Origin of the sequence: Leifsonia sp. RAF41 (genome assembly GCF_052114085.1) — a bacterium.
Taxonomy (GTDB): Bacteria; Actinomycetota; Actinomycetes; order Actinomycetales; family Microbacteriaceae; genus Leifsonia.
The window spans coordinates 3,560,636-3,587,024 of record NZ_JBFREB010000001.1; the positions used below are offsets into that span (position 1 = coordinate 3,560,636).

General features: G+C 68.2%; 18 protein-coding genes. 13 read left to right on the forward strand and 5 right to left on the reverse strand.

Going from position 1 to position 26,389, the window contains the following annotated elements; all coding sequences use genetic code 11:
• Positions 1 to 60: 60 nt before the first annotated feature.
• The 3 genes from AB4Y74_RS17390 to nucS are packed head-to-tail and all read right to left on the reverse strand — an operon-like array spanning position 61 to position 1,896.
• The gene (locus tag AB4Y74_RS17390) at positions 61 to 738 is read right to left on the reverse strand and encodes an HAD hydrolase-like protein (RefSeq protein WP_441800308.1); all 678 of its coding nucleotides are present in this window, start codon (positions 736 to 738) and stop codon (positions 61 to 63) included.
• Positions 739 to 775: 37 nt separating this feature from the next.
• Positions 776 to 1,201: an SseB family protein gene (locus AB4Y74_RS17395; protein ID WP_441800309.1), complete on the reverse strand. Its 426-nt coding sequence runs from the start codon at positions 1,199 to 1,201 to the stop codon at positions 776 to 778.
• Positions 1,201 to 1,896 (reverse strand): endonuclease NucS, encoded by a 696-nt coding sequence (nucS, locus tag AB4Y74_RS17400; protein ID WP_441800310.1) that lies wholly within the window; start codon positions 1,894 to 1,896, stop codon positions 1,201 to 1,203. Before nucS ends, AB4Y74_RS17395 begins: the two co-directional genes overlap by 1 nt.
• 59 nt (positions 1,897 to 1,955) lie before the next feature.
• Between nucS and AB4Y74_RS17405 the strand changes: the two genes are divergently transcribed.
• Positions 1,956 to 3,002 carry a lactonase family protein gene (locus tag AB4Y74_RS17405; protein ID WP_441800311.1) on the forward strand — a complete coding sequence of 349 codons (1,047 nt, stop codon included), beginning with the start codon at positions 1,956 to 1,958 and terminating at the stop codon, positions 3,000 to 3,002.
• 129 nt (positions 3,003 to 3,131) lie between these two features.
• Here the strand turns inward: AB4Y74_RS17405 and AB4Y74_RS17410 are convergent, their stop codons facing one another.
• Positions 3,132 to 4,397, reverse strand: a complete 1,266-nt coding sequence (locus AB4Y74_RS17410; protein ID WP_441800312.1) for an MFS transporter — start codon at positions 4,395 to 4,397, stop codon at positions 3,132 to 3,134.
• A 66-nt stretch (positions 4,398 to 4,463) separates the two neighbouring features.
• Here AB4Y74_RS17410 and AB4Y74_RS17415 point away from each other — a divergent pair, with 66 nt between their 5' ends.
• Together AB4Y74_RS17415 and AB4Y74_RS17420 are read left to right on the forward strand one after the other, a co-directional pair.
• On the forward strand, positions 4,464 to 5,534 hold the full coding sequence (locus AB4Y74_RS17415; protein ID WP_441800313.1) for a LacI family DNA-binding transcriptional regulator: 1,071 nt from the start codon (positions 4,464 to 4,466) through the stop codon (positions 5,532 to 5,534).
• Positions 5,535 to 5,557: 23 nt separating this feature from the next.
• A complete protein-coding gene (locus tag AB4Y74_RS17420; protein WP_441800314.1) occupies positions 5,558 to 6,766 on the forward strand; it encodes an amidohydrolase in 1,209 nt (402 codons plus the stop codon).
• Between the two features lie 164 nt (positions 6,767 to 6,930).
• Here AB4Y74_RS17420 and AB4Y74_RS17425 read toward each other — a convergent pair whose 3' ends face one another.
• Positions 6,931 to 8,265, reverse strand: coding sequence for an MATE family efflux transporter (locus tag AB4Y74_RS17425; protein ID WP_441800315.1), 1,335 nt, complete (start codon positions 8,263 to 8,265; stop codon positions 6,931 to 6,933).
• 79 nt (positions 8,266 to 8,344) lie between these two features.
• On the opposite strand from AB4Y74_RS17425, the gene AB4Y74_RS17430 reads away from it, so the two are divergent.
• From AB4Y74_RS17430 to AB4Y74_RS17475, 10 genes are all read left to right on the forward strand, one after another.
• The gene (locus tag AB4Y74_RS17430; RefSeq protein ID WP_441800316.1) at positions 8,345 to 8,968 is read left to right on the forward strand and encodes a hypothetical protein; all 624 of its coding nucleotides are present in this window, start codon (positions 8,345 to 8,347) and stop codon (positions 8,966 to 8,968) included.
• A gap of 68 nt (positions 8,969 to 9,036) precedes the next feature.
• The gene (locus AB4Y74_RS17435) at positions 9,037 to 9,822 is read left to right on the forward strand and encodes a hypothetical protein (RefSeq protein WP_441800317.1); all 786 of its coding nucleotides are present in this window, start codon (positions 9,037 to 9,039) and stop codon (positions 9,820 to 9,822) included.
• A gap of 54 nt (positions 9,823 to 9,876) precedes the next feature.
• Positions 9,877 to 10,818: an ATP-binding cassette domain-containing protein gene (locus tag AB4Y74_RS17440; RefSeq protein WP_441800318.1), complete on the forward strand. Its 942-nt coding sequence runs from the start codon at positions 9,877 to 9,879 to the stop codon at positions 10,816 to 10,818.
• Positions 10,815 to 12,509, forward strand: coding sequence for an ABC transporter permease (locus tag AB4Y74_RS17445; RefSeq protein WP_441800319.1), 1,695 nt, complete (start codon positions 10,815 to 10,817; stop codon positions 12,507 to 12,509). Before AB4Y74_RS17440 ends, AB4Y74_RS17445 begins: the two co-directional genes overlap by 4 nt.
• 31 nt (positions 12,510 to 12,540) lie before the next feature.
• On the forward strand, positions 12,541 to 13,014 hold the full coding sequence (locus AB4Y74_RS17450; protein WP_441800320.1) for a GbsR/MarR family transcriptional regulator: 474 nt from the start codon (positions 12,541 to 12,543) through the stop codon (positions 13,012 to 13,014).
• Between the two features lie 123 nt (positions 13,015 to 13,137).
• Positions 13,138 to 16,326, forward strand: coding sequence for a LamG-like jellyroll fold domain-containing protein (locus tag AB4Y74_RS17455; protein ID WP_441800321.1), 3,189 nt, complete (start codon positions 13,138 to 13,140; stop codon positions 16,324 to 16,326).
• 716 nt (positions 16,327 to 17,042) lie between these two features.
• Positions 17,043 to 22,565, forward strand: coding sequence for an RHS repeat domain-containing protein (locus tag AB4Y74_RS17460; RefSeq protein ID WP_441800322.1), 5,523 nt, complete (start codon positions 17,043 to 17,045; stop codon positions 22,563 to 22,565).
• A 677-nt stretch (positions 22,566 to 23,242) separates the two neighbouring features.
• Positions 23,243 to 23,386: a hypothetical protein gene (locus AB4Y74_RS17465; protein WP_441800323.1), complete on the forward strand. Its 144-nt coding sequence runs from the start codon at positions 23,243 to 23,245 to the stop codon at positions 23,384 to 23,386.
• A 991-nt stretch (positions 23,387 to 24,377) separates the two neighbouring features.
• Complete coding sequence (locus tag AB4Y74_RS17470; protein WP_441800324.1) at positions 24,378 to 25,184, forward strand: DUF459 domain-containing protein; 807 nt, start codon at positions 24,378 to 24,380, stop codon at positions 25,182 to 25,184.
• 53 nt (positions 25,185 to 25,237) lie between these two features.
• Positions 25,238 to 26,386, forward strand: coding sequence for an acyltransferase family protein (locus AB4Y74_RS17475; protein ID WP_441800325.1), 1,149 nt, complete (start codon positions 25,238 to 25,240; stop codon positions 26,384 to 26,386).
• The last annotated feature ends 3 nt before the right edge of the window (positions 26,387 to 26,389 follow it).

The window sequence follows — 26,389 nt, forward strand, 5'->3', positions numbered from 1 at the left end:
ACTCGCGCACGCCGTCGACCGCGTCCCCCTCCGTGTCCACGCTCTGTGTCCGCTGTCGGGTCACCCCAGGAGGAGCGAGCTGAGCTGGTCCGCCGAGTGCACCACGGCGATCGCACCGGCCGCCTCGGCGGGGGAGCCGTAGCCCCACTCGACGAGGATCGTCGGCAGGCCGTGAGCGCCGGCGCCCTCCACGTCGTACTGGCGGTCGCCCACCATGACGGTGTGCCCCAGGTCGACGCCGCGCTCGCCGAGGCGGCGCAGGGCCTCTTCCACCACATCCGCCTTGGCACTGCGGCTCTCGTCTTCCGTCGCACCCGTGATGACGTCGAAGTACTTGGCGAGACCGAAGTGCTCCAGGATGCGGGTCGCCTGGATCTCGGGCTTGCTCGTCGCCAGGGCGAGGGGGATGCCCGCCGCATGCAGCCGCTCGAGGAGGCCCCGGATGCCGGGGAAGACGGCGGAGTCGAGCGCACCGTGCGCGGCGTAGTCGGCGCGGTAGACGGCGAGGGCCTCACGCGCGGCGGCCTCGCTCATCCCGCCGAACGCCTCCAGCGATTCGAGCAGCGGCGGCCCGACGTACTCGAGCAGCTGGGCGGGGGAGGGCACCGGCTGTCCGAGGGTCGCGAACATGCGCGCGAGGGAGGATGTGATGCCGGGGGCCGAGTCGGTGAGGGTGCCGTCGAGGTCGAACAGGATGCAGGTCCAGGTCCGGGTGACGGTCGGAGTGGGGTTGGTCATAGCGGTCCTAGCGTATGTCAGGTATCTGAATGCCGGGTCAGCGCCCGCTGAGGGCGGATTCGATGTGCGACCGGGCGACGACCATCGTGTGCGCGGCGCCCGGGTCGAACTGCACCGCGACGAAATCCGCGGTTCGGATGAATCCGAGCGCCTCCAGTGCCGGAACGATCACGGCCTGCACGCGGGCGCCGTCGCCCTCCGCGGCCTGAGCGACGGCGGAGCGGAGGGCGTTCATCGAGGTGAACAGGGGCAGCACCGCCTCGCCGGTGGTGGAGCTGATGGTGCGCAGCCGGGTGTCCTGCGGGGTGGAGCCGGTCACATCCACGACCAGGCCGCCCTTCGTCGCGGCCGTGAGCAGTGCGTCGAGGCTCTCGCGCGACGGCTCGGCGGCGATGGCGGCGAGCGCCTTCTTGACGAGCGCGTTCTCGTAGCTCTGCGGGAACCGGGCCTTCGGCTGCGCCATCAGAACAGCCTGCTTTCGCTGTCGTCGAGACCGCGCATCGCGTCGTAGTCGAGCACCAGGCAGCGGATGCCGCGGTCCTCGGCCAGTGTTCGCGCCTGCGGTTTGATCTCCTGCGCGGCGAAGATGCCGGTCACGGGGGCCAGGTGCGGGTCGCGGTTCATCAGCTCCAGGTAGCGCGTCAGCTGCTCCACCCCGTCGATGTCGCCGCGGCGCTTGAGTTCGACGGCCACCGCCGCACCGGAGCCGTCCCGCGCGAGGATGTCGACCGGCCCGATTGCGGTCATGTATTCGCGGCGCACCAGCACGTGGCCGTCGCCGAGGAGGTGGATCTGCTCGGCGAGCAGCTTCTGCAGGTGTGCCTCCACACCGTCCTTCTGCAGGCCGGGGTCGATTCCGAGATCGTGCGACGTGTCGCTGAGGATCTCGTGGATGGACACGACGAGCATGTCCGCGGTCTTCGCCTGGGTGACGCGCCACACCTCGCGGATGCCTGCGGCCTGCTGCAGCTCGTCCGGCTCATCGATGGCGACGGTGCAGGGCGGGCTCATCCAGTTCAGGGGCTTGTAGGAGCCGCCGTCGGAGTGGACGAGGAGGCTGCCGTCGGCCTTCAGCATCAGCAGCCGCGTGGCGAGCGGCAGATGCGCGCTCAGCCGACCGGCATAGTCGACGGAGCAGTTGGCAATGACGAGACGCACCGGAACATCCTAAGTGCAACCCGGCGGAGCGCGCCCGGGGGCGCTGGCAGGATGGGCGCATGGCCAGCGAACTCCTGATCGGCACCTACACCGAGACGCTCCCGCACGTCGATGGGCACGCGGAGGGCGTGCTCTCGGCCCGTTTCGACGGCACGGCGGTGGTGGATGCGACGGTCGCCGCGCGTGTGACGAACCCGTCGTGGGTCGCGGTCGCGCGGGGTGGCGCAGGGGTCTACGCCGTGAGTGAGACGGAACCGGACGGGCGCATCGTCGCGTTCGCGCGCGCGCAGGACGGGACTCTGACGGAGCTCGGTTCGGTGTCGAGCGGGGGTCCATCCCCGGCGCACCTCGTGGTGCACCCGACCCTGCCGCTGCTGGTGGCCGGCACGTATGGGGGCGGTACCTTCTCGGTCTTCGCCCTCGGGGAGGACGGCTCGCTCGGTGAGCGGACCGCGTTCGTGCAGCATGAGGGCCGGGGTCCGGATCCCGAGCGGCAGGAGGGCCCGCACGTCCACCAGTTGAGCATCGACCCGGTGTCCGGGGATGTGGTGGTCGTCGACCTCGGACTCGGCGAGGTGCGATGGTACGCGCTGTCGCCGGAGGGCGAGGTCGCGCTCCGGGACGACGCGACGGTGGTCGTCGGTTCGCCGGGGCCGCGGCATCTCGACTTCCACCCCGATGGGACGCACGCGCTGCTGGTGAACGAGCTCGACTCCAGCATCGACGTGCTCCGCCGGGAGGGCGACCGGTTCATCCGGGTGCAGAGCACGACCACGCGGGCGGACGGCGCCACCGGCGACAACGCCCCGGCAGCCGTCTGCGTCGCGGCGTCCGGGACGACCGTGCTGGTGAGCAACCGCGGTGACGACACCATCGCGGTGTTCGCGTTCGATCCGGCCGCGTCGCGAGTGGCCCTCGTGGCATCGGTGCCGGTGGGCGGGAAATCGCCCCGCGACCTGGTCATCGCGCCGGCGGGAGACCGTGTGCTCGCGGCCTGCCAGGACAGCGACGAGGTGACGGTCTTCGCGTTCGACGAGGCCGAGCGCACCCTCCGTCCGCTGGGCGCGTCCCCCATCCCGACCCCGGTGCGGCTGGCGTTCGTCTAGCCCCGCTTCGCGAGTCGCGAGTCGTTGCGCGTGGGCGACCGCCCCAGTGGTGAGTCGTTGCGGGAATTCTGCGCGAGTTGCGACATGTAGTCACCACTCGCGTAAGGCGGTGGGAGACCTCGGCTCCGGTCAGGCGGCCTCGGGCGCGTTCTCGCGCTGCTCCGCGGCGGCCGCCACCGGGCGCACGGCCGGAGCCGCCAGGAACGCGGCCACCAGGAGCACGAGGACGAGGAACAGCGCGTTCAGCAGCCCGAAGTGCTGGCCGAGGAAGCCGATGAGCGGCGGTCCGGCGAGGAACGCGCAGTAGCCGATGATCGCGACGGCGGAGACGCGGGCAGCCGGGTTGGCGGCACCGTCCGCCGCCGCCGACATGCCCAGCGGGAACCCCAGCGAGACGCCGAAGCCCCACAGCACCGTTCCGACGACCACGACCCACATCGGTCCGCCGATGATGAAGAGCACCAGTCCGACGGCCCCCGTTCCGGCGGTGATGCGGATGGCGGCGACGCGTCCGATCCGGTCGACGATCGGTCCGCCGGCGACGCGTCCCAGGGTCATCGCGGCGACGAAGAAGCCGAAGACGACCGCACCGATCGAGTTGGACTGGCCGTGGCCGTCGACGACGGCGAGCGAGATCCAGTCGTTCGCCGATCCCTCGCCGAACGCCATCCCGAGCATCACGACGCCGATCAGGATGAGGCGCCAGTCCGCCCAGACGGCCAGCGACGTGCGCATGCGCTCGCCGAAGGGGATGCGCTCCGTCGGCGTCGCGGCCTCATCGCCGAGGTCCGCCTCCCGCGGGATGAACCGGACCGCGATGACCGCGATCACGACGATCGCGACGGCGATGCCGAGCAGGTGCCAGACGACCGGCACGGCGAGCCAGGCGGCAAGCGCGCCGATCGCGGCGCCCAGAACGGTTCCCAGACTGAAGCAGGCGTGCATCAGGGGGAGCAGTGTCTTGCCGATCTCGCGCTCGACCGCCGTGGCCTCGACGTTCATCATCACGTCGACCATGCCGTTGCCGAACCCGAGCAGGATGAGCCCCACGGCGACCAGAGGAACGCTGTGGAATGTCGTGGCGCCGAAACCGATGAAGACGGTGCCGATTGCGACGATGACCAGCGCGCCGACCATCCCGCGGTGCGGTCCGAAGCGCACGAGTGCCCAGGAGGAGATCGTCAGGCCGAGGATGGCGCCTGCCGACAGCCCGAGGATGAGGAGCCCAACCGCCGACGGGTCTTTCCCGAGCCGCAGGTCGTCGCGGACGCCGGGGATCCGTGCCACCCAGCTGGCGATCGCCAGGCCGCTCAGGATGAAGATGACGAACACCGCGTTCCGCCAGGCTTTGAGCTCTCGGCGGTCGCGCGTCGGGGCGGCGGTCGGCTGTGACACGGGCGATTCCTGTGGGTCGGCGGCTCGAATCGTTTCGATCGAAACGATTCGACTAAGCTACCATACGTGAACGAACCCAGCACAGCCCAGGCCGCCCCGCGGCCCACGCTGGCCGCCGTCGCCCGGCTGGCCGGGGTATCCAACTCCACGGCGTCCCTCGCTTTCTCGGGCACCGGTCCCGTCTCCGACGCCACGCGTGAGCGCGTGCTCTCGGCGGCCAAGCAGCTGAACTACGCCGGCCCCGACCCGCGTGCGCGCTCCCTCCGCACGGGCCGCTCCGGCATCGTCGGAGTCGTCATGGAGGAGCGCGTCCGCGACGCCTTCCGCGACCCGATCAAGATCGCGCTGCTCGACGGCATCACGGAGGAGATCGGCGCGATCGACGCGGGCCTCCTCATCCTGACGGACGCCGGGGAGGCGGCCCAGCGCATCGAGGACGCCCCGATGGATGCGGTCGTCCTGATCGGCTGCAGCCCCCGGCTCGACGAGTCGGTCGCCACCCTGCGCCAGCGCGGCATCCCGCTCGTCGCCATCGAGGGCGACCCCGCCGACGGCGTCCCGACCATCGGGCAGGACAACCGCGAGGCGACCCGCATCGCGGCGCAGCACCTCTACGAGCTCGGGCATCGTGACGTCGCCGTCGTGACCCTCTCGCTGACCCGGGACCGCGCTCGGGGGGAGCTCACGCCCGACCGCCTCGCCGCGGCGAGCTCCACCACCGCGCTGGATCGTCTCGCCGGTGCGCGCGACGTCTTTCCGGAGGCGGGCGGCTGGGTCACCCGTGGCTCCTTCGTCGAGGAGGGGCGCATCGCCGGCCGGGCGCTCCTCGAGCACCCGGGACACCGTCCGACGGCCATCATCGCCCAGAGCGACCTGCTCGCCGCCGGGGTCATCCGCGCCGCCGAAGAGCTCGATCTGAACGTGCCCGGCGATATCAGCGTCGTCGGTTTCGACGGTGTCCGGGTCGACGGACTCTGGCCCTACGATCTGACCACTCTGGTGCAGCCGGCGGTCGACAAGGGCCGGGCCGCTGGTCGCGCCGTCGTCGAGATGCTGTCCGGCGGCGACCCGCATCCCTCCACCTTCACGAGCGTCTTCCATCGGGGCAACACCACCGCGGCGCCGCGGGAGCCGTAGAGCGCCGGTCGTAGGCTGGCGGCATGGATCTCGAAGCCCTCTACCGCGACCTGCACGCCCACCCCGAACTCGCCTTCACCGAACACCGCACCGCCGGTATCGTCGCAGACCGTCTGACCGGCCTCGGTCTCGAGGTGCACGCGGGCATCGCGACCACCGGGGTCGTCGGCGTCCTCCGCAACGGCGAGGGCCCGACGGTACTGCTCCGTGCCGACATGGATGCGCTCCCCGTCCGCGAACAGACCGGGCTCGCGTGGGCATCCAGCGAGACGGTGACCGACGACGCCGGTAACACCGTGCCGCTGATGCACGCGTGCGGCCACGACATCCACATCACCTGCCTGCTCGGCGCGGTCGAGTCGCTGGTCGGCTCGCGGGGGGACTGGTCGGGCACCCTCATCGCCCTCTTCCAGCCGGCGGAGGAGCACGGCGGCGGCGCGCAGGTCATGGTCGAAGACGGGCTGTACGAGAAGATCCCCGTGCCGGATGTGGTGCTCGGCCAGCACGTACTGCCCGCGCCGGCCGGCATGGTCGGCGCGCACTCGGGCGCGGCCATGGCGGCCGTGGACACCATGGAGGTCACTCTGCACGGGCGCGGCGGCCACGGCTCCCGGCCCGAGACGACGATCGACCCGGTCGTGATGGCCGCGGCGACGGTGATGCGGTTGCAGACCGTCGTCTCGCGCGAGATCGCGCCGCACGACACCGCGGTGGTCACGGTCGGCAGCCTGCACGCGGGAACCAAGAACAACATCATCGCGGCCGAGGCCACGCTCGGGATCAGCGTCCGCAGCTTCAACGAAGAGGTGCGCCAGCGCGTGCTCGACGGTGTGCACCGCGTCATCCGGGCGGAGTCGCAGGCGTCCGGTGCGCCGCAGGAACCCGACATGGAGTGGGGCGAGCGGTACCCGGTGACGGTGAACGACCCCGACTCCACCGCGCGGGTCAATGCGGCGTTCGCCGCTGAGTTCGGGGAGGACAAAGTGCTGCACCCCGGTGCCCTCTCCGGCAGCGAAGACGTCGGCAACCTGGCCACCGCGGCCGGCGTACCGCTGGTCTACTGGATGCTGGGCGGTGCCGACCCGGAGACGGTGCTCGCCGCCACGGCCGCGGGGACGCTCGACACGGACATCCCGTCGAACCACTCCCCGTACTTCGCACCGGTGCCGCAGCCGACGATCGACACCGGCGTGCAGGCGCTGGTGGTCGCGGCGCGGGAGTGGCTGGCGTAGCGGGCGCGACCGGGGACCTTCGACCGCCTCCGTTTCCGTGGCGGCCGCCGACGCCGGTAACGGTCTCGGAAACGGAGGAGCTGCGGTTCGGCGCGCGGTGCGGGCACCGGAAACGGAGGACGGCCGGGCCGTCGTCGACGCAGGCTCCTCCGTTGCCCGACCGGTCAGACCGTCGCGCCCGCGCGCATCCACACGCGGCCTCGCGCCCGCAGCCCCAGGGTGACCGCCCGCGCACCCAGATAGCCGAGAGCGAATGCGGCGGTGAGAGCGGCCAGGCCGACGGCGTCGCGGCCGCCCCAGCTCGCGACCGCGACCGCGAGCGGGACGAAGACCGCCACGTTGAGCAGGCCGGTGAGCGCGAGATACCGCGCGTCTCCCGCACCGATCAGCACCCCGTCCAGCACGAAAACGTAACCGCCTAAGGGGGCACCGAGCCCGACGATCGCGAGGGACAGCGGCAACAGGGCGGCGACGGAGGAATCGTTCGTGAAGAGGGCCGCGGCGAACGGGCTCAGCGCGATCGTCACCAGGCCGAGCACGACTCCCGCCCCGATGCCCCAGCGGATGCACCGGCGCAGCACCGCGCGGACGCTCTCGAGGTCGCCCTCGCCCAGCCCCTTGCCGATCAGCGCCTGGGCAGCAATCGCCAGGGCGTCGAGCGCGAAAGCGAGGGTGGCGAACACGGTCATCGTCACTTGGAACGCGGCCAGCTCATCCGGTCCCTGCTGCGTCGCCGCGAAGACGGCGAGCAACATGGCCGCGCGCAGGCTTGCGGTACGGAGGAACAGCCAGCCTCCGGCGCGTGCCGTGCGGCCGATGCCGGTGTGGTGTGGAAGCAGCGGCGCCCCGACCCGACGGGCGTGCCGCGCGACGATCACCGCGTAGACCAGCACCATCGCCCACTGCGCCGCCACCGTTCCGAGCGCCGAGCCGGCGATCCCGAGCCCGGCGACGTAAATGAAGAGGTAGTTGAGCACGATGTTCGCCGCGAAACCGGCGACCGCCACGGCCAGCGGAGTACGCGTGTCCTGGAGTCCGCGGAGCAGACCGGTCGCCGCGTAGACGAGGAGCATCGCGGGCAGGCCGAGCATCGACAGCGAGAGGTACTGCACGGCTTGGTCGCTCACCGAGGGGGATGCGCCGAAGAGCCCGACCAGGAACGGCGAGGCCGCCCATCCGGCAGCAGCAAGGACGACGCCCAGCACGAGCGCCAGCCAGCAGCCGTCGATGCCCGCGGCGACGGCACCGCGCTCGTCGCCGGCACCGAGGCGGCGGGCGACGGCCGGTGTCGTGCTGTAGGCGAGGAAGACCATCAGTCCGACGATCGTCTGCAGCACGGCGCTCGCGATGCCCAACCCGGCGAGGGGGTCGACGCCGAGGTGGCCGACCATGGCCGAGTCGGCGAGCAGGAAGATCGGCTCGGCGACGAGCGCGCCCAACGCCGGCACCGCGAGGCGCAGGATCTCCCGATCGACGGGACGGCGCAGGATGGTGCTCACGACCGACAACGCTAGTCCCGCCCACCGACGCGCGGCCCTCGCTCCCGCCGATGTCGGTGGCCGAACGTACGGTGGACGCATGAGCCACCTGATGCCCGAACCGCTCGCCACCTGGACCTGGCGGCTGGAGCGGGTCCGCAGCGGGCGGACGGTGCTCACGCGGGCGCAGGCTGTAACGGCCCGCACCGATCTCGCGAACGACCGGGCAGCGAATCCGGACACCTACGCCGGTTACGAAGACGAGTTCACGACGGCGCTCGACGAACTCGACGTGCTCTCGCGGCAGGCGAACCGCCACGACGACCTCCTCTCCGTGATGGCGGCCGAGCGCCGGCGGGCCGAGCGTGAGGCGACCGCGAACGGCGCACCCGCCGATCCGCGGGCTGCGGCGCGCGGGCGCAGCTCGCTCGCGGCCGAGCACGATCGCGTGCCTTCAGGCCTCCCGGAGGCGCTGGACCAGTGGGTGCACCGGCTGATCCGGTACCGCGCGGGCGTCAAGATCATCACGCCCATCGAGGCCGCGCGCGCCGAGATCCGCCTGCACAACGAGGCCGATCTGCAGCCAGACGCCTACCGGGCCGGAGTTGCTGCCGGCTACTACCACCGGGCGATCCGTGAGCTGGGCGAGATCGCCACGGCGGAGCGTCCTGGCCGCCGCGATAGCGTGGGGATGGTGCGCCGGCTCAGCGGAATCGTCGCCTGATCCAACATAGCGGTGGGCGGCGGGCCACTACGATCGAGCCGTACCGTTGACGTGACGAGGGGGGCACGGTGAGTCCGAACGAGGCGGCCGTATTGCTGGGAGTGTCGCCGTCCGCGACACCGGACGAGGTGCAGCGTGCCTACGTGACACGGCTGGCCGAGGTCGGCTCGGACGTCCCGCGTCGGGATGCGTTGACGGCGGCTCGGGATGCGCTGCTCGCCGCCTCAGCGTGGCAGGCGCCTGCGGCTCGGTCGCAGGGGGCGACTCCGACCGGCTACCCGCAGCAGCCCGGCTATCCGCAGCAGCCCGGCTACCCGCCCAACGGATACGCCCAGCAACAGCCCTATCCCACCACCGGCGCCCCGGCCCCGTGGTATCCGGCGGCTCCCGCGCGCCGCCGCATGTCCACCGGCGCCATCGTCGGCATCACGCTCGGCAGCATCACGGCCGGCCTTGTCGTGCTCCTCGTGGCCGTCTTCGCGATCGCCGCCGTCGTGCACAGCTCGGGCCGTATTGCGCAAGCAGAGAGCAGCTCCAGCGCGACGCCATTCGACGTTCCCTCCGGCGATCCTTCCGACGGTGGCTCCGACGGCACGGCAGTCGAGGACTACGACGTGGACGGCGTGCACGTCCACTACGTCGACGGCTGGACTTTCGAGCTCACGCCAGGCCAGACGTGCCCAGCGGCGACGGTCGTCGCGGGCTTCTCAGAGACGCCGGACGGCGATGTGGTCGACGAGTGGACCACGACTCTCGATCTGGAGGCGTCCGTGCCGTACACGTTGACCATCCCGGACTCGGCGTCCGTCTACGAGTACGCGGGCATCGACACCGTCGACTGCGGCCAGGCGTGACGCGCAGAAAACACAACTTTCACAAATTACTGAAACTGGCGTAGCATCCTGCCTATGGATGCGGTGATCGACGTCTCCGGACTAGAAAAGCGATTCGGGCGCGTACGCGCCCTCGACGGGCTCGACCTGACCGTGACGGAGGGGACGGTCCACGGCTTCCTCGGCCCCAACGGTGCAGGGAAGTCCACAACCATCCGGGTGCTCCTCGGCCTCGCCCGCTCCGACGGCGGCACGGCGGCCCTGTTCGGGCGTGACCCGTGGAAGGATGCCGTCGACCTGCACCGCCGCATCGCGTACGTGCCCGGCGACGTCAGCCTCTGGCCGAACCTGTCCGGAGGAGAGGCGCTCGACCTCCTGGCCCGCCTGCGCGGCGGTGCCGCTGACCGGGCCGCGTACGCTGCCCGCAAGAAACGGCTCTTGGACGTCTTCCAGCTCGACCCGACGAAGAAGGGTCGCGCGTACTCCAAGGGGAACCGGCAGAAGGTCGCTCTGGTTGCGGCGTTCGCGACGCCGGCCGACCTCTACATCCTCGACGAGCCGACGAGCGGCCTCGACCCGCTCATGGAGGCTGTCTTCGACTCCGAGATCCGACGCGTGGCAGCGGAGGGCGCGACTGTGCTGCTCTCCAGCCACATCCTGTCGGAGGTCGAGCAGCTGTGCGACCGCGTCACCATCATCCGTGCCGGCCGAACCGTCGAGACCGGGACGCTGGACGAACTCCGGCACCTCACCCGCACGGAGGTCACTTTCCGCACCGAGGGCATGGGTCAGGATGCGATGGCGCAGCTCCCCGGCGCCCATGACATCCAGGTGCGGGACGGGCGCGTGCGCTTCACCGCGGACAGTGACGCGCTGTCGGCTCTGCTCAGTGCACTCGCCCGGATGGACGTCCGGGGTCTCACCGTCGCGCCGCCCTCGCTGGAGGAGTTGTTCCTGCGTCACTACGGCGACGACACCGCCGATGCGCCCACCACCACCCAGGCGGCGGCACGATGAGCACGGCGACCGCCCCGCTCCAGCCGACGCGCGCCCGCGAAGCATCGCCGCGACCCGGAAGGTTCAGCACCCTGCGCGCCCTGCTCCGGCAGCGGCTGCGCCGCGACCGCTGGCAACTGGTCATCTGGTTGCTCTCGATCGGCGCGCTGGCCGCCTTCTCCGCCGCGAGCATCCAGCAGACCTACGCCAGCGCGGCCGCGCGCCTGCAGCTGATGCGGCTCGCCATCGCCGACCCGACCATCCTGGTCCTGCGCGGTCTGCCGCAAGGATCGACGCTCGCCGCCCTCACCTTCTTCGAGATCTTCACCTTCCTCGCGCTGCTGGCCGGGCTGATGAACACCTTTCTCGCGGTACGGCACTCGCGCGCCGAGGAGGAGTCGGGGCGTGCCGAGCTGGTCGCGGCGACCCCCGCCGCGCGGCTGCTGCCCACGGTGGCGACCGTCGGTCATGCGGTCGTGGCGAACATCCTGCTTGCGGTGGTCACCGGCCTCGGTTTCATGGCCGTCGGTCTCCCCGTCGCCGGATCGCTTCTCGCCGGCGCCGTGACGGCCGGCGCCGGCCTCGCCTTCTTCGGCGTCGGGCTGCTCCTGGCGCAGGTGATGAGCACGTCGCGCGGGGCGAACGGGTCCGCCGCGGCGGTCGTCGTGGCGGCGTACCTGGTGCGGGGCATCGGAGACGCGACCGGCACCCCGATCGGCGATGGGACGCACCTGAGGCCCGCGTGGCCGAGCTGGCTCAGCCCGATCGGCTGGGGGCAGCAGGCGGCCCCGTACACCGCCGACAATGGGTGGCCGCTGCTCCTCCAGATCGGTCTCGCCGCGGTCCTCGTCGCCGGTGTGTTCGCGCTCCAGGCCGTTCGCGACTCCGGTGCCGGCCTCATCGCGGAACGACCGGGACGAGCCGCTGCCTCGCCGGCGCTCTCCGGCATGCTCGGCCTGGCCTGGCGTCTGCAGCGGCCGGTCGTGATCGGCTGGGCCATCGGGGGTGCGTTGGGCGGCCTCCTCGCCGGTGCGCTGGGCAGTGCGATCAACAGCTCCCTTGCCGACAATCCGAGCCTGGCCGGCATCCGTGAGGCGCTGCGACGCATCGGCGCCGGGGGAGCGGGACCGCTCATCGAGCTGTTCATCTCCGCGATCTTCTCGATCGTCGGCGTGCTCGCCGCGGCGTGCGCAGTGCAGGCGGTCATCCGGTTGCGGCAGGAGGAGCAGTCCGGGACCGCCGAGACGCTGCTCGCCGGGCCGGTCTCGCGCATCCGCTGGCTGTTCTCGTTCGTCACCGTCGGCGTGAGCGCCGTGCTGCTGGTACTGATTGCTGCAGCCATCGCGTCCGGGTTGTCGGCGATGGCGGCAGGGGAGGACCCATCGGTCATCGGTACCTCGATCGCGGCGGCGGCCGCCCAGCTTCCCGTCGCACTCGTCTACCTCGGTGTGCTGACCTTGCTCTTCGTCGTGCTGCCCAGCTGGACGGTTCCCGTCGGCTGGGCAGCCCTCGGCCTCGGTGCTTTCGTCGGCATCTTCGGGGGACTCATCCAACTTCCCGAATGGCTGCGACACGTCTCGCCCTTCGCCGACGTCCCCGTCGTCGTCGGGAACGTCGACTGGACCGGGGGATACTGGATGTTCGGCATCACGATCGCAGCCCTCGCCGGTGCCGCGGTGCTGATCCGCCGGCGCGATTTCGCCATCGGTTAGTGGATGCCATCGAGGAGACGGGACGGTTGCCATGGCCAGTGACGAGGCGGCGCTCGCCGAGGTGATGGAGCACTCCGCGGCCGTCCTGACCGCCGCGGGTTTTCCGAAGATGCCCGCCCGCGTGCTGATGGCGCTGACCGTGACGGAATCGCCCGGCCTCACCGCTGCGGAGCTGGCCGAGCGCCTGGAGGTCAGCCCCGCCGCCATCTCGGGCGCTGTGCGCTACCTGCAGACGCTGGGCATCATCCGTCGGCTCGCGCAGACAGGGAGCCGCCGTGACCGCTATGAGCTACCCAGTGACTGGTATGCCCTCATGGTCCGCAACAGCCCGATCTACGGGGTGCTCGCGGACCAGGCGGAGGCGGGCCTGGCGGCCGTCGGAAACCCGGCCTCACCGGCGACCGAGCGCCTGCGCGACATGGCGGGCTTCTACCGCTTCATCCAGTCGCGCCTGCCGGAACTCATCGGCGAGTGGGAGCAGCTGCGAAGCGCGCGCGACGCCTGAGGGCTCGACATAAAAGTGTCCGCATTAGGTATCGGTACTTTGCGTCTGAAATTCCTGACTCGATAACGTGAGCTAGCTTCGCGCGCTCCGCCGAGGCGATCCTTCGTTTCGGGGAGTCTCTCTGTGTCGTCCTGGTCATCCCTCCGCGCCTGCTTTCTTGCGGTCGCGGTGGGGCTCTCGTTATGCGTCGCGGCCTCAGCCCTCGTCGCTGCCCCGGTCGCGGTGGCGCTTCCCGCGGGCGCTGCCGAACGTGGTCCGGTGGTAGCCGACTCCGAGCACGCCGCCTCCGAATCCGAAGCGCGCGCTATCGCCGTCGCGCACGACCATGACGTCGTCGTCGACGATCAGTCCACCCCGACCCTGCTGGTTCGGGCGAAGCCGGGTGGTCAGATGGAGGCGGTCAGCAGTCAGCTTCCTGAGCAGGCCCGGATCGGTGGCAGCTGGAAGCCGGTGGACTCGGTTCTGGTCGAGCACGATCAGTGGTGGGAGCCCAAGGTTGCGGTCGTACCGGTCCGAATCGGGAAGGGCGGAACGTCCGACATCGTCTCGGTGCAAGCCGAGTCCGGGGACTGGATCACGGAGACCTGGCCGTACGGCACGCTCCCGAAGCCCACGATCAGAAAAGATGCCGCCGTCTTTCCTGCTGTGCTCCCCGATGTGGACCTCCGGGTGCAGGCGACGAAGGCAGGGATGCGGGAAGTCCTCATCGTGAAGACCGCGGCGGCGGCCTCTGACAGTCGCGTTGCCGAGCTCAGACTCGGGCTGCGGGGAGCCGAGATTCGTCTGAAAGCCGAAACGGGCACGCTGGAGGCGCACACCACCTCCGGCGACCCGGTCGTCGCGGCCACCCCGCTGTGGTGGGATTCGTCCGAATCCGAAGCGGACGAGGAGGGCGCCGGCGGTGGCGAGCCGCGCGCGGTGGAAACCCGCGTCGATGGCGCTGAAACCGTGATGTCGGTGGGCGCTGTCGCCGAAGGTGATCCGACCTATCCGCTGTACATCGACCCGGACTGGAGCGCTTACCTGCAATACGACTGGTTCACCGACCGTGCCTACCCGAATCAGTCGTACCTGAACCCACCCGAAAACAGCGTCGGTTACGGCATCCAGAACGGCATCGCCTACATGTCGAGAGCCTTCTACCGATTCGAAACCGGCTTCCTTGCGGGCAAGATCGTCTCGAACGCACGCTTCAACGTGGTCCAGAATTGGGCGAACAGCTGCGCAAGCACCTGGACGCAGCTCTGGCAGTACGGGCCGTCCGCCGTCGGCTTCACCTGGAATTCCGACCCCGCCCAGTGGGTGCGGGCGATCGACGCCCAGAGCTACAACACGGGCGGCCCGTGCAGCCCCAACCCGGCGTGGGTGGGCTTCAACGCGACCCCGACCGCCCAGGACGCAGCGATCTACTCGGCACCGTACGTCACTCTGGCTCTCCGCACGGCTGACGAAGGCAACGCGCTCTCCCGCAAGCACTTCCGTTGGGACGCCCAACTCGTCGTCACCTACAACTCGCGCCCGAACGTTCCTACGGGCGCCAGCATGATCAGTCCCAACCGCGGCTGCAGCACCGACCCGAACAATCCGTCTTACGTCTACGGCAAGCAGCCCATCGCGCTCCAGGTGGCCGCAAGCGATCCGGACCCCGGAAACGTCGCCGCGAACTTCTATCTGACCAACACGACAACCGGGATCGAGCAGCTGCTTTCAACTACAGCTCTGCAGGCTCAAGGCGCCGCGCTGCAGCACACGATCCCAGCCAGCACACTCCCCGACGGCCAGAAATACGCCTGGTCCGCGCTCGCTTCCGACTACATGAACGTGTCGGGTCGCACGGCGCCGTGCTACTTCGTGGTGGACTCGACCAAGCCGGGGTTGCCGACGGCTGCAGTGCTCTCGGCTGCTGATCTGGTCGACGGAGATCCGTCGAACATCCAGGTCGACTCACGGGTCGGTGAGGCGATCAGTGTCCGGGTCACGCCGCCAGCCGGCGACGCCATCGGCGGCTACATGGTGTGGTGGACAGCGGGCGCACGCACCGAGGCCAGCCCGTCCCCCTCGAGCACGGACTACACGACAGCCTTGCCGATCTGTGGCGCACAAGGTGCAGCTGAGCGCGTCGAGTGCGCCGACGCGACGGGTCGGCTGGACATCGAGGTCGCACCGATCGCGCCTCTCGCTACGCTCTGGGTGTCTGCCTACGACCGCGCCGGCAACGTCTCGTTCGACGCAGCTACCCGGTCTGCCGCCACAGGGCTGTCGGTCCGATCCGGTAAGGCGGACTTGCTCGCAGGCCACGCCTGGCTTCCCGTCGAACCCTCCGACGTGATCGATGATTCGGTCAATTCGGTCGGGCTCACGGTCGGCTCGATCTCGGGTTGGGGTGAGGATGAGGGCGAAGACCCGCAGCTGAAGACCGACGCGCTCGTCTCCCTCAACCGGTTTCTCAAGCCCGGGATCTCGCACTGGACGGATTCCGGAGCCGCCGGCACCCCGGCCGGCCACGTTCTCGAGTGGACGATCGGCCAGCTCGCCCGCGTCGCGTCCGGCTCGCCTGCGCCGAAAGACACGGCCGCGTTGTACTCGTGCTTACACGGCCCAGGCAACATGCTCTCCCTCAGTCAGAACTGTGAAGGCACGGGCGCGGCGGCGCGTCTCCTCGGGTACGTCTGGACGACGCGCTCGGCCGCGCCGTCCGGCTACGACGTTCGCGAGATCTTTCGCTGTCGCGTGGGGACGGACTACTTCGTCTCGACGTTGTCCACCTGCGAGGGCCAGATCTTCGAAGGATCGCGAGGCTTCGTGCTGGTTCATTCGCCGACGAAGACGACGGAATCGGTGGTCGACACGACGAAGTCATTCACTGTCTCGGCCCGGGTCAAGCCGGCCACCATCCAGGGCATCCAGACCGTCGCCGCCACCACAAGCTCCCAGGACTCGGGTTTCTATCTTCAGGCAAACGGCGACGCCTGGCGCTTCTGCATGCGCTCCCAGGGGACCACGAAAGTGACGCCGTGCGTCAACGGGGCCCGTGTCGACACGGTGAACTACGCCACCATCACCGGTACGTGGGATGCCGTTAACAAGCGCTTGTCGATCGCCGTCTTCTCCGGCGAGAAGCTCGATGTCTCAAGCTCGCAGATCTCGCTCCCGGCCGACAACGTCTCGTCGACCGGTGTGCTCACGGTCGGATCGGCGACGTCGCAGGGCTATCCGTCCGACTTCTTCGGCGGCTCGATCGCCGACGTCAGTATCTATCCCGGTCTGATTCCGGATGCCGCGCTCCGGCGCCTCCCGGTGCCATTGCCGTGAGCGCCCGACGCCCCACATTCTCCGCCTCCGTCACCATGAGGACACTAACGATGAACACACGAAAGCACTCGCCTGCGGGCCGCATCAGGCCCCCGGCAGGGGTCGCCGTAGCGATTGCGCTGGTTGCAGCCCTCATCCCTGGTGCGCCCGTGTGGCTTTCGGACGGCCAGCCGCCTGCGGCCCCCGGGTTCGCCGCGGTTGTGACCGGGTCGGTGGAGTCCGATGGGCTGGGGGCGGTGGTACGTCCGCCCGTTTCCGTGCCGATCGTGGCAGCGACGCTGCCCCGCGGCCCGTTCACCGTGGATACCGGCGACCGGACAAACCAGGCAGTCTCTCGTTCGCAGCGTCGGGGACTCGCCGACACCGGCGTTGTCATCGGCGCCCCTGGCTTCTCCGCCGGGGACGGGGGAGGTCCAACTTCGCCCGCCTCCGACAGCACCCGCGTTCGCTCGGTCACCGCCGAGTTCGTGCGGGCCTCCCGGTCCGAGGCGTCGGGTGGGAGCGGCTTCGCCCTTCAGCTAGCGCGGGCGGACGGCCGGTCGACACCTGCTGCGGTGGAGGTGCGTGTGCCTCGGCGGCTCCTCGATGGCATGTACGGTGCCGACTACGCCGGCCGCGTGCGGTGGGTGCAGGTCGACGCGGGCGACGAGCGTGTCCGAACGGCCTCCACGGTCGCGACGGTCCCGTCCGCTGCACAGGCACTCACCAGTCGGGCAGTGGGTGGTGACATCGTGGTGTCGCCGACGTTGCGCAGCGGCGGCATCGTCCTTGCGGCGATCACCTCACCCACGAGTGCCTCGGGCACCGGCAGTTTTACCGCATCCTCGCTCAAACCGTCATCGTTGTGGGATGTATCCGCCCAAACGGGTACTTTCAGCTGGCAGTACCCGCTGCGGGTTCCGCCGGCTGCTGCCGGCCCGGCGCCAGAACTTTCCCTAAGCTACGACTCGCAGTCGGTCGATGGCCTTACGGCTTCGACCAACAATCAGCCCTCCGCACTGGGCGAGGGGTGGTCGTTGAACGGCTCCGGCTTCATCGAGCGCAGCTACGTCGGTTGCGCCGTGGACGACGGTGCCAGCGGTTCCGTGAAGACCTCCGGCGATCTGTGTTTCAAGAACGCGAATGCAACAGTGTCTTTCGGTGGCCACAGTGGAGAGCTGATCCAAGTTGCCGGATCGAACGAGTACCGTCTGGCCGACGACGATGGGACGCGTTTCACCGAGTTCAAGGGCGCGCCGTGCGCCGCGAATGGTACGGCCGATACAGCGTGCTGGCAGATGGTCACTCCGGAAGGGACCCAGTACTTCTTCGGCCTGAACCGTCTCCCCGGTTACGTCGACGGCAAGTCGGCCACCAATTCGGCCTGGACCGTGCCCGTGTTCGGAAACGATGCGGGTGAACCGTGCCATGCGTCGACGTTTGCGGCGTCGTCCTGCGCCCTGGGTTGGCGCTGGAACCTCGACTACGTGGTCGATGTTCACGGCAACGCTGAGGCGTTCTACTACAACGCGCAGACAAACCTGTATGCGGTGAACGGTGCGACCGCCACGTCGTATGTCCGCGGAGGCGAGCTCGATCACATCGATTACGGTTTGACCTCGGAGACGGTCTATGCGGTGAACGCGGCGAGCGGCAGGGTCCAGTTCACCTACGACAAGAACGGTCGCTGCAGCGACGCATCGGGCGGCCAGTGCACTGCGCAGCCCATCTCGGGCATGGCGGCCAAGCCGGCTGTTCCCGCGGCCTACCCCGATATCCCGTTCGACCAGTTGTGTACGTCAGCTCCGTGCTCGGACAAGATCTCGCCGACGTTTTGGACGACATCGCGACTGGCGACCGTGAAGGCTCAGGTCCTGTCATCCGGCGCGTATAAGGACGTGGACTCCTGGTCGCTCGCACACTCGTATCCGGCTCCAGGTGATGGCACGAGTGCGGCCCTGTGGCTCCAGACCGTCACCCACACCGGTTACGTGGGCGGCGCCTCGCTCGCGGAACCTGCCGTCACCTTCGCCGGCACGACCATGCAGAACCGGGTGTGGGCCGTGGATGGGCTGGCCCCGCTCGACAAGTGGCGCATCTCATCGATCAAGACCGAGCTCGGAGCCACCGTATCCGTCAGTTACTCCTCGCAGCAGTGCGTTCCGGCTGACCGGGCAGCAGTATTCGCGAACCCTGCGGCGAACGGGAAACGGTGTTATCCGCAGTGGTGGTCTCCGTCGGTCTCGCCGCCTCAGGCGCCGCAACAGGATTTGTTCCACAAGTACGTAGTGACAGCCGTCATCGACAACCCGAACACGGGTGGTGCAGGTGCCGCGCAGATCGAGAAGTACTACAGCTACGGCACGCCAGCGTGGCGGTACAACGATTCACCGCTCACTCCTGCCGACAAGCGCACTTGGAGCGGCTTCGCGGGCTACGACACGGCGCAGGTTCGCATCGGGGATAAAGACCGGCCGGCGGAACAGAACGTCACCTCGTACACGTTCTTCCAGGGCCTCGACGGCGACCGTGCGGCTCCCGACGGCGGAGCACGTTCGGTGTCCGTCGGCGGCATTGCCGACAGTCGCTTCTTTGCCGGTCAGGTCCGCCAGAAGACGGTGACCGCGGGCGCGGGCGGCGCGGTGGTGTCGGAAACGCTCCGCGTACCGTGGGCATCCCCTCCGACCGCCTCGGACGGCCTGCATTCAGCGCGTCGCACGGGCGACGGCACAACGGTGCTGAGTGAGCCGGTGTCGACCGGCGGCACCCGGACGATCACGACCACGACCAGCTACGATGCCGACGGCCTGCCGACGTCGGTGCAAACAGTCCCGTCGGACGCTCCGGCATCGTGCAACACGACGACGTACGCCCCGTCGAACACGTCGGTGTGGCTGATCGGGCTTGTTGCTCAGTCGACCGCGACGTCCGGGACCTGTGCCCAGGCCACATCGGCGGGAGCGGACCGCCTGATCTCGGACCTGAGAACCAGTTACGACGGCCAGGCTTTCGGTGCTTCGCCGACGCGCGGAGATGCCACCCGGGTCGAGCAGGCGACAGGGCTCGATGCCGCGGGCGACAAGACGTGGACCACGAAATCGGCATCGACCTTCGATGCGCTCGGGCGCGTTGTCGAGACGCTGGATGCGCTCGGGCGTTCCACCAAAGCGTCCTACACGCCGGTGTCCTCTGGCCCGCCGACGGCGGTGACGGTCACCAACCCGCTGGGGTGGACCGCGAAGACGACCGTGGATCCGGCGACCGGTGCCACGGTGGCGGAGACGGACGCGAACGGCAAGCTGACGACGGCGTCGTACGACGCGCTTGGTCGCCTGGTCGGCGTGTGGTTGCCGAATAATCCCCAGTCGGCCAACCCGTCTGCTCCGACCACGAAGTACACGTACACGGTCTCGCAGACCGCCGCGAGTGTGGTGGCCACCGAGTCGCAAGTTCCTGGCGGTACGACCACCCGGTACGACCTGTACGACGGCCTGGGTCGGGTTGTCCAGTCTCAGTCCGCCGCGGTGCAGGCCGGCAGTGTGATCACCGACACGTCGTACGACAGGCAGAGTCGCATTGTGTCTTCCACGAAGCCGTACTGGGCAGTGGCGGTGGCCTCCGGAAAGCTGTTCGTTCCGACGAGCCTGAGCCAGGTGCCGTCTCGGACGGATACCGTCTTCGATGCTGCGGGCCGGACGACTGCCTCGGTCCGCTACACCTATGGCGACGAGGCGTCACGCACCACAAACACGTACCCTGGTGCCGATCGAGTGGATGTGACGCCTCCGTCTGGGGGGACCCTCTCCTCGACGATCACCAATTCGAGGGGTCAGAAGACCGCACTGACGCAGTACCCCGGACCGATCGCAGCGGGCGGCGGCCTGACGACCCAGTATGAGTTCTCGCCGACCGGCAGGATGAGCGCCATGGTCGATCCGGCGGGTAACCGCTGGTCGTGGGCATATGACGTACAGGGCAACCAGGTGAGTGCCGTCGACCCGGATTCGGGCACCAGCGCGAGCACCTTCGATGCGGCCGGCAACCAGCTGACCAGTACGGATGCGCGCGGTCAGACGCTGGCCTACGCCTACGACGCGCTGAACCGGAAGACCGCTCAGTATTCGGGGGATGTCGCGGGTCCGTTGTTGGCGTCGTGGACGTTCGACACGGTCGCGAAGGGCCAGCTGTCGTCATCGTCGAGCTACACAGGCTCGGTTGCCGGCAAGCCGGGTCTCGCCTACACCAAATCGGTTACGGCGTACGACGACCTCTACCATCCGACGTCGTGGAAAGTGTCGATCCCGGCGGGCGCACCCGCGTTCGGTGGCACTTCGTACACGGTGACGTCGACGTACACGACGAACGGTGTGGGACTGTCGCAGCAGGTTCTCCCGGCCATCGGTGGTCTTCCGGCGGAGCGGTTGCGGACTCTGTATGACGGGATCGGGAACATCGATTCGGTGCAGGGCACGACCATGTACGGCATTGCGACGTACACGCCGATAAGCCAGCTCTCGCAGATCGAGCGGGGCAGCACGAACACCCTGTACACGGGTTTCGGCTATGACCCGGGCACCGGTCTGGCGAATCAGGTGATCGACACCACGCTGACCGGTTCGGTGTGGACTACCCAGGCCAGTCGCTTGTACTCCCGTAACGCGGCAGGAGATGTGACATCGGTCGTGACCAAGGGTGCGGTGGGGACGGATACGCAGTGTTTCCGGTATGACGGTTTCCGTGCGCTGACTGAGGCGTGGACGCCGGCGTCGGCCGACTGCGCCGCGTCACCCGCGGTGACGGGGTTGGGTGGCCCGGCGCCGTATTGGGCCAGCTACACCATCGATCCGGCGACGGGGAACCGTACCTCGTCCACCGCGCACACCGCGAACGGGGATGCGTCGACCGCGTACAGCTACCCGGCGTCTGGTGCTGCCCGTCCGCACGCGGTGACCGCGGTGGAAGCTGACGCGTATTCGTATGACGCTGCCGGTAACACCACAGCCCGTCCAGGTCAGACGTTGGCCTATAACGAGGTCGGCAAACCTTCGACGGTGACCACCGGTGGTGTTGCACAGTCGAACGTGTACGACGCCGACGGCACCCTGCTGCTGCGCTCAGATCCGACGTCGGGCACGATGTTGTTCGTGGGGCAGACCGAGGTGACGGTGGCGCCGGGCGCGTCGGTCGCGTCCGCGGTCCGCACCTATTCGCTGGGTGATGTCCCGGTCGCGGAACGCGCAACCAAGGCTGGTGTCTCCGGTTCGGTGGTGACCTGGATCTCCGGGGACCTGAACCACACTCAGGACCTCGCCTTCAACAACACCACCGGCGCGGTTACCCGCCGCTACACCGACCCCTACGGCAACACTCGCGGCCCGAAGGTGCCCTGGGTCGACGGGCACGGGTACCTGAACAAACCCAAGTCCGCAGTCACGGGGCTGACCCAGCTGGGTGCGCGTCTGTACGACGCGGTGGTGGGCCGGTTCCTGTCCGTGGACTCGATCCTCGCACCCGACAACCCCGCCCAGAACAACGGGTACGCGTACTCGGCGAACAACCCGATCACCAACAGCGACCCCGACGGCAAGTGCTACGTCGCGGGCAAGGACGCGCTGAACTTCAGTTCCAATTGCGGCGGCGGCAAGGGGGTGGCCGCGCCGCAAATTTCGGGACACAGCGCCTACGAACCTCAAGAGAGTTCGTATGACGATCGCGCGATCAAAAAGAAGGGCAGCAAGCCGACTGTGCAAGGCCACATAACCGACGCTGGGAAGCCACTCGTCGCTATCTTGGGACCGACACCCGAAGAGTTCTACAGCCGTTGGGCAAAGCAGCAAAGGTCGAACCAGCAGCTCGAACATGATCGGAAGGTGCAGCAACAAGATGCTGAACTTAAACCAGGTTCGGGTAGCTGCGCCTCTGCGTCTGGCAAGTTAGGGGTCGGCCTCGGAGGCTCGTACTGCCAGGTCCGCACGCTTGACGGGAAGGACCACGCCATAGTCGTAGGAAATGGAGCCGTTGGCTTTGGCCTCGGTGCGGGGGCAGAGATGTCAACTCTCACGACGAACGCCCGATCAGCTGACGACCTCGCCGGCGGGTCGTTCGGATTCCAAGGTGGAGCTGAGCTCGGAGTGGGTGCTACCGCAGACCAATCCTGGACCTTTACGAATCCGCAGATCTCGACTTCCCAGCTCGGCTATGGCGTCGGCGGGAAGGCATATATCGGGGCGGAGGTGGGGTGGACTTGGGTGTTGTATTGAGGGTGAAGTCGCAACTCCTAATTCTTCGTGTGCTTCTCACTGTTCAGGGTGTCATAGCCACCGGAACGCTAATCCTCGGGCTAGGGGCGCTGATCGTGCCATGGTTCAAAGAACCCGTACTCGGCCTAGTTATGGCTTTCTCAGCGATGATTGTGTTCCTAGCGGAGAACGGCCTTGCGTTCGCTGTGTGGGGAAGGCGATCCATGTTTCCTGCAAAGCGCGGGCGCAGCGTTCTCGAGCGGCTGCTCATCCGCACTGCGTGGTCGTTGCCGCTGCGATACAAACTTCTCCTGGGGACGTTGCTGGCGTTCGCGATCATGTTCTTCTCGTTGGGAGTTGCGTTTCAGGCGTCCAGTGGGCTGCAGACAGCGTGGGGCGGTTACGGATTGGCCCTTTTCGGCTGTGTAGGAGGCGCGGTCGCCGCTCCAGTAGCAGTCGGGAAGGGGGGGAATAACGCCTGATCCTTTGGGCACATTCGATATGACTCTCAAAAAGCGAATTGGAGACTAAGAGGTAATGAATGAAGTAATGGGTGAAGAATACTGGGCCGTAGGTATACCTGGATTGACGGAGGAAGGGGCGCGCGTCAAGTCCTCTCCAGGGCTAGGGTGCTCGGCTGGGAAGGGTACGAGGTTGACCCGGCCGTCTTCTGCGGGCGCGAGCTCGATCGAGTTAGCGTGGAGATCAGGCTGAAGTTGATGGCGGCCGGGTTAGCAGCGCTGGGTGACTCACTCACGGACCGGGAGCGGTGGGGCGGGCAGGCGGCGATCGAAGACATGCAGGAGTGGTTGGAGCAGGCGGCGGAGGTTTCGGACGACTAGCGCGATATGCCGGGCCCCCTGGGCGTTCAAACTATGGACTCGTCGACTCGGTCGCCAGAGGAGAGCATGAGAGCACGGCTCAAAGACATGAGCGACTGGTGGTCGGTCGCGGGTATAGCAGTGGTAGTTGCGTGCTCAGTGTTCGGAATCGCAGCATTTGCGATACCAGTCTTCCGGGCCACCTACCTCGGGCTAATAGCTGCGCTTTGCGCCGGGTGCCTCTGGATAATCGTCTTCGTAAGAACGCTTGCCGTCTACGGAACCCGAGCGCTCTTTCCTCGCAGACGCGGCGGCAGCCTGTCCCGCGAGTTCCGCCGGTACACCAGTCACCTGCAGGGTTGGGGGCTCTTCCGGGCGATAGCCGTTTTTCTCGTTGGGCTGATCTACTTTGTGGTTTCGGCCATCATCAAAAATCGCGTTCCGCTCTCCCAAAATCCCTGGGGCGGCCTCGCGATCGCGATCTGGACTGCCGGTGTTGCCGTCGCATGGATATCCGCCTTTCGCGAGCTTGACTTGACCAGCTCGCCCAACGATTCACCGAATCGGACACCCTTCGCGGCCCGGACTACGCTGCCTCGGGCACGTTCGAAATGAGCGGTATGACTGGGGAGGCCAGTACGCGTGCTTTAACTTCGACCTCGATCGGAATGCAACTAAACCGGTCCGATCTACTTGAGTACCTGTCAGATCCGTGGTTCCGGCGACGACATGGTTCTGGCAAGTGGTGAGCGGCACTAAGGCAGTTCTAGTCAAACGAGAACGGCTGAGCGCGGGCGCTTCACCGGCTTTCCAGCTTATCGGCGAGTGGGAGCAGGTGCGCAGCGCACGCGACGCGTGAGGCGAGTTCGCGGTGCCTCGCCTCTTTCCGGCGGTGTCACGTCATAATTCCTCACGCCTTACGTCTAAGTAAGAGGCGATGCAGACCCTTCCTCGCAGACCACCTGCGGCAACGAAGGGATCCGCTCGCCGTTCGCTGAACGTGAGGAGCATCATGAAGACCCGCGCACTCTCCGCCTTGGCCGCGGCCGTCGCGTCCGTCGTGCTGTTGGGAGGCTGTAGCGCGTCCACCGCCCCGCAGACGTCGCCGCCTTTCGGCGCGACGGTCCTGGCCGCGCCAACGAAGAAGTATGTGATTGCGACGGTAGGTGATTCTCACGCGTTGCGCTTCGCGCAGGGTATGGAGCAGGTCGCCGGCGACGCCTACCAGGTCGTGCGCGCGGCGTACGGCGGGTGCGGACTCATGCGCGAGTCCCGGTACAAACTCTCCAGCTACGGCCTCTCCGACGAGCACGCTGCGAATCGCGCCTGCGACGACTGGGATTCGGAGTGGCGCCAACTGATCGAGCAGTCCAAACCGGATGCGGTCCTTCTGACGACCTCGTATTGGGACGTCAACGCCCAGAAGATCGATGACACAGACACCTTCCGGCTGATCACCGACAAGAAGTTCCGAGACCAGTATGCGGCGTCGCTGCAGGAGGGCATCGACATCCTGTCCGCGCAGGGCGCCCGCGTTTACCTGGACAACTCCCTTCCCTATCTCGGGAATGACATGCCGAGCGCTGAGGCGATGAGCAAGACGGTCACCGAGGTCTACCGGAAGGCGAAGGCTGCGGGCAAGAACGTCGGGCTCCTCGACCTGCGGGGGCAGCTCTGCGACGGCAACACGTGCCCGACCACCATCGACGGGATCGCCGTGATGGACGAGACATCGCACCCGGCGGGCGAGTCGCTGGCTCGCCAATCCCGCTGGATCCTCAACACGATCTCGGCGGACCTCGGCGCCGTGCAGCGATGAGCGCTTCCCAACTGGCGTCTCGCTCGCGCCGTCGCGCGGGAGCGCCTGTCCCGGTGCAATCCAGCCCTGCGGCGAGGATCGATGCTGTCGACGGGCTCCGCGCTCTCGCCGTCGTCGCCGTCGTCGCGTTCCATTTCGGGGCACCGCTGCCCGGAGGGTTCCTCGGCGTCGATCTGTTCTTCGTGATCTCGGGGTTCGTCATTACTCGGCTGCTGATCCGTCAGCATGCGGCGGGCTCGGGCGTCCGGTACGGGCACTTCCTGGCCCGCAGAATACGGCGGCTCCTCCCCGTCCTCGTCGTGGTGCTCGCCGTCACGCAACTCTGGCTACTGACTGCTGGCGATGCCATGCAACGCGCCGGAGGCAAGCAGACCGTCGCCGCGGCTGGGTACGTCTCCAATTGGTACGCCATCTTTGCCACGCAGTCGTACTGGGACATCCACTCCAGTCTCACGCCGCTGAACCACTTGTGGAGCCTGTCGGTGGAGGAGCAGTTCTATCTGGTGTGGCCGTGGCTTCTGCTGCTCGTGCTCGGCCTCGTGTCACGACGGGTGCGCGTCGCGGTCGTACTGGCGCTCGCCGCGGTCTCGTACAGCCTGGCGTGCTGGATCGGCATGGCGCATCCCGACCGGGCCTACCTCGGAACCGACACCCGCGCGGGAGCCCTGCTCTTGGGCGCCGCGCTGGCGCTCTTCCTCGCCGACCGTCCGGCGACCCCGCCGATGTCCTCCCGGGCTCGAAGCACGGTAACGGTGGTGGGGTGGTCGGCCTTGTCCCTCTTCATCGCTGCTTGTGTCGTCGGCTGGACCGTGGACTCGCCCGCGCTGTATGCCGGCGGGCTCCTCGTCGTCGGGTTGGCGGAGGTCGCTCTGGTCTGGTCGGTGGTGCATCAGGGGGCACTCGCTCGGTTCTTCGGCTGGCGGCACATCCGAATGGTGGGGCGGGCGTCGTACTCGATCTACTTGTGGCACTGGGTTCTCTGGGTGGCGCTCGCTTCGATCCCCACGTTCTCCGCGCCGTGGCGGGCGGTACTCGCGATCGTGGGGACGGCGCTGCTCTCCGCGGTCACGTACCGTTTCGTCGAGCTACCGCTGCAGAAAAGAGCCCCCCGCACGGTCGTCGTCGTCTCCGTCGTCGCTTTGCTCGGGCTGGCCGTCGCTGCGGTTGTGGCCATGCCGCCTGCGCCCGCTCCGGCCGAGTAGGTC